The organism is Sulfuricurvum sp. RIFOXYD12_FULL_44_77 (genome assembly GCF_001830725.1).
In the GTDB taxonomy this organism is placed as follows: Bacteria; Campylobacterota; Campylobacteria; order Campylobacterales; family Sulfurimonadaceae; genus Sulfuricurvum; species Sulfuricurvum kujiense_A.
This window is the reverse complement of the sequence record NZ_MIBU01000195.1, coordinates 1-4,518: the sequence shown is the minus strand read 5'-3', so window position 1 is coordinate 4,518 and position 4,518 is coordinate 1. Positions and strand designations below refer to the sequence as shown.

4 protein-coding genes are annotated in these 4,518 nt (G+C 45.7%); all 4 read right to left on the bottom strand.

Annotation, left to right across the window (positions count from 1 at the left end):
- Positions 1–470 (bottom strand): hypothetical protein (locus A2517_RS07425; RefSeq protein WP_294895651.1); only part of this gene is annotated, 470 nt, incomplete at its 3' end.
- A gap of 92 nt (positions 471–562) precedes the next feature.
- A complete protein-coding gene (locus A2517_RS07420) occupies positions 563–1,279 on the bottom strand; it encodes a cytochrome b/b6 domain-containing protein (protein WP_294895649.1) in 717 nt (238 codons plus the stop codon).
- Between the two features lie 10 nt (positions 1,280–1,289).
- Positions 1,290–3,065, bottom strand: coding sequence for a nickel-dependent hydrogenase large subunit (locus A2517_RS07415; RefSeq protein ID WP_294895647.1), 1,776 nt, complete (start codon positions 3,063–3,065; stop codon positions 1,290–1,292).
- Positions 3,058–4,296, bottom strand: coding sequence for a hydrogenase small subunit (locus A2517_RS07410; RefSeq protein ID WP_294895644.1), 1,239 nt, complete (start codon positions 4,294–4,296; stop codon positions 3,058–3,060). The genes A2517_RS07415 and A2517_RS07410 overlap by 8 nt, the downstream gene beginning before the upstream one ends.
- Positions 4,297–4,518: the final 222 nt, after the last annotated feature.

Below are 4,518 nucleotides of genomic sequence, written 5' to 3'. Positions count from 1 at the left end.
AACTGTTTCGCTTCCTCTTCACACGTCGGACATGGTTTGAGATACGAAAAAACGGTATTCTCGCGTTTATAGGGATAATGTTCGAAAAATGCGTATTGCCCTCCGCAATGGGTGCATTGGGTAAACGGGTAATAGTAGCGTTTAGAGGAGGGGTCAAACATCTCTTTTTGACAGCTGGGGCATAATCCCAAAGCCACCGGATACTCTACCGCAAAATCGGGGATTTCTTCAGGTTCTCCCTCCATATCGTAATGCTGGGAACTACTCATAAAAGCCGATGCGGGGAGCGTTAGAGCAATCGCTTCCAAACACTCTTGGAGTTTTTCATCGCCGCTGTTAAACGCACAAATAATTTTATTTTTTTGTTGGTGGACAACCGCTTTTATCCCGAAAGAGCGGATCGTTGAAATCAGATAATTTTTGATCGTCGGTTGTGAAAAAGAGGTCATTACCTCTAACGTGAAAGCCATAATAATCCTTACTGTCTGCGCTATCTTTCATCGCTTCCCCACCGGGAATCTAGGAAAAACAGAGCAGGCGGGCTTAAAGCCCGCCCTTACTTTTATTCACTTTTAGGTGATTTGTCTTTTGCAAACTTCGTTCCGCTGATAACGATTCCGATATCGCCCTCTTTCCAGAAAATAGTTCTCCATACTTGGTAATAGATATGAAACACTACCCAACAGATGATCAACCACATCGTCAAATGATGCGAGATGCGGACATCCATTTTACTTCCGCCGGTTACATACAATGTCCAATCGGTTACTGCATGGAGCATCCACGGCCACCATGCACCGATGGAACTTGTCCCTGAACCCAATCCATGTACATAAAGTTGAAGCCCCGTGAGAAGCATCCAAATTAACAGTAAATGGAAAATCGTAAAATAGACGGTATTAAAACTGTCCGCATGCTCTGAATTCAACTCATTTTTACGGTTTAAGCTTATTAAATTGATGAAAACATTTTTGAATTCTTTAATATTTTTCGTATTCGGAATCACCTTTTTGTACGGTTTTTCAAAACGGCTGAAAAAATAAAGATAGGCAATAACAATCGATGTTACATCAAAAATGATCGCAATGATAAAATGGCCGTAACGGTTCCACGCCATGACGTATTTATCGACGGCACCATCAGCAATCAATGTCTGATAATACGGGTGCCCGATATAAAGTCCTGTAGCAATCGCCCCAACCAAACAAATCGCATTTACCCAATGCATGACTCGCATGATCGGTGTCATACGTTTGACTTGTGTGTACCCCTGTTTCATGATTCTCTCCTTAGATACTGCAAGAGGTATCTACTTTGTAAACAGCAAGCTCTTTACCTTTGGTATCGACAACGTGAACCGCACATGCGATACATGGGTCAAAACTGTGAATCGTACGGATGATCTCGAGCGGCTGTTCCGGATTGGCCACTTTGGTACCGATCAAACTCGCTTCATAGGCACCCATACGGTTTTTATAATCACGCGGAGCCGCATTCCATGTTGATGGAACAATCGCTTGATAGTTGACGACTTTTCCATCCGCTACGCTGACCCAGTGGCCGAGTGCTCCGCGCGGAGCTTCCGCCATACCGCGCCCTTTTGCACTCACACTCACTTCGTCAAAATCAAATTCAGCCCATGTTTTGAGATCACCGGCTGCCGCATTTTTTGCAAGCTCGTCAATCCACTCGACCATTACATCCGCCATCAACTCGGTTTCAATCGCACGAGCCGCCGTACGTCCAACCGTACTAAACAAGACAGACACCGGAAGATTTCCCCGTTTAAGGAAGTTGGTCACGTATTTGGTAATACGTTCATCTTTGCTAGCGACACCGATCACCATACGAGCCAACGGTCCCACTTCAACACGGGCATCATTGTAAATCGGTGATTTGATCCAGCTGTATTTCTCTTTTGTTTTAAGATACGCGATACCGTCAGAACGTTTGTCCAAACCGGTATATTCAGGGATCGTTTGCCCCTCATACGGATGGAGAGGTTTGTCCCCTTTGTACCATGCATGGGTCACATCTTCCATGATTTTTGCTTCATCCAACGGAAGGACTTTAGAGATGTCTCCGCCCATTACTACCCCTTTAGGGAAAAGGAGAGCAGATTTATAAAAACCGGTATCATCGAGACGGAAATCACCGTAACTCATAAAGTTCAAGAGTCCTCCGCCGGTTCCGCCGACCCCTTTGCCCCCGACAAGCTCGCTAAACGTCGCTTTAGAATCGGTCGCTTCACCCGCGTACATCGTTCCCGCCATATAAACATCCGGCAAATACGCTTGTTTGACAAACTTAGTCCCTTCAAGAAGAAGCGATTTGAACAATGCGATACGTGCAGGATTCTGAATATCTTGCACACACGTTACCCCGCCGACAACGATGGATTGCGGATGCGGATTTTTACCGCCGAAGATCGCCTGCATTTTTGCCAAATCACGTTGTACGTCCAACGCGATAAGATAGTGGGCAACGCCGATAAGATTTTGTTCCGGAGTCAATTTATAATGTGGATTGCCCCAGTAACCGTTTCCGAAAATCCCTAAACGCCCTTGTTTGACAAATTTTGCCACACGATCTTGGATCTCTTTAAATTGGCTTTCCCCGTCGATAAACGGACTTACACCCGCAACACCCGCCCATTTGCGAGCTTCTGCCGCTGTTTTAGCCGGATCAGCTGACAATGCTGAAACAACATCGACGAAATCAAGTGCATGAAGGTGGTAGAAATGAACCACATGGTCATGGACATAAAGTGCACCTTGGATCAAGTTACGAACGATACGGGCATTTTTAGGGATCGTAATATCAAACGCATCCTCTACCGCTTCGATAGAGCGTTGATAGTGTGTTCCGGTACATACACCGCAAATACGCATTGCTAAAAGTCCGCAGTCACGAGGATCGCGTCCTTGTAAAATCGTCTCAATTCCACGAAACATAGTCGAAGCACTGTACGCATCAACAATCGTGTTATTCTCATCAATGACCGCTTCGATGCGTAAATGTCCCTCAATACGGGTAATAGGGTCAACTACAATGTGCTTACTCATGGCTCTCTCCTGAATTTTCTCGTTTACCTGCAATGGCACTTGCTGCTGCATGGATACCGATACCGATACCGACTGCGGTCAACATGCCCAAACCGAATTCGTCAACGGTTTTCTCGACACCGCCCGTAGGGGCTTTGATTTTTGCATCCGCCATTGGACGCTCATACGCGTATTTATCCCAAAAATCGGGTTCCGAACATCCGATACAACCGCGTCCGACTCCGATAGGCCAGTTTACCCCGTCATTGTAACGGACGATGGAACAGTTGTTAAACGTCATCGGCCCTTTACATCCCATTTTGTAGAGACAGAAATTGTTTTTAGCACCGATATCGCCCCACTCCTCAACATACTCACCCGCATCGAAGTGTGCGCGGCGTTCGCAGTTATCGTGGATACGATAGCCGAATGCAAATTTAGGACGAAGAAGTGAATCAAGCTCAGGAACCTGTCCTGTCAATACGTAATGCAAAATGACTCCGACCATATTGGCAGGATTCGCAGGACACGCCGGAATATTAATAATCGGTTTGTTTTTAACAACGTCCATAACCCCAACCGCACCGGTAGGATTCGGAGAGGCAGCAGGAATACCGCCGAACGTTGCACAGCTTCCTACCGCAATAACTGCCGCAGCATTTTCGGCACAGCGGAGTAAGTGGTCATGAAACGTTTCAGCTTTCGCACCGATCGTTCCGTATTGACCGTCCATCGCCATCGGAATAGAACCTTCTACGAAAAGAAGATATTTCCCTTTGAAATGTTCCATCGCTTCATCGAGCTGTTTTTCAGCCTGATGGCCTGATGCGGCTTGAAGCGTCTCATGAAACTCAAGAGAGATAATATCAAGGACAATTTCATCTATCTTCGGTCCGTCAGCGCGCAAAAGGGCTTCGGAGTTACCGGCACAGTCTTGGAGTTCAAGCCAAATAACCGGTGCTCGGTTCATCAACACTGCCGCATCGGCAACGAGAGGGGTAAACATAGGTGGAAGCATCAGCATCGCTGTTGTAGCACTCGCCCATTTCATAAACTCTCGTCTATCAATCCCGTTCTCTTCCAAAAGATCGGCAAAATCGAGCTTATTAGCCGGCTGATGTGAGCGCATCTCGTTCAATCTCGCCTCACACTTATCGAACAACTCTTGGTAATACGTATCACCCTTATTTGTTTCGACTCGCGAACTTTGGGAAGTAAACAGTTTTTTAACTGCTTCTACTTTATCAGACATGATCTCTCCCTCGTATTTTATGAATAGTCATTCACCATTGTACGTCTGGATAACTTAAACGAATATTTAAAAGGTAAAATTTAATTTAAAAAGATAATTTGTTATTTAATTTTAGAACCAATGACGGGAATTTATCCGTTCGCCCTGAGCTTGTCGAAGGGTAAGAAGTTCATGGTTCGACAGGTTCACCACGAACGAAAAGCACTCTCTAATCGACGAGCA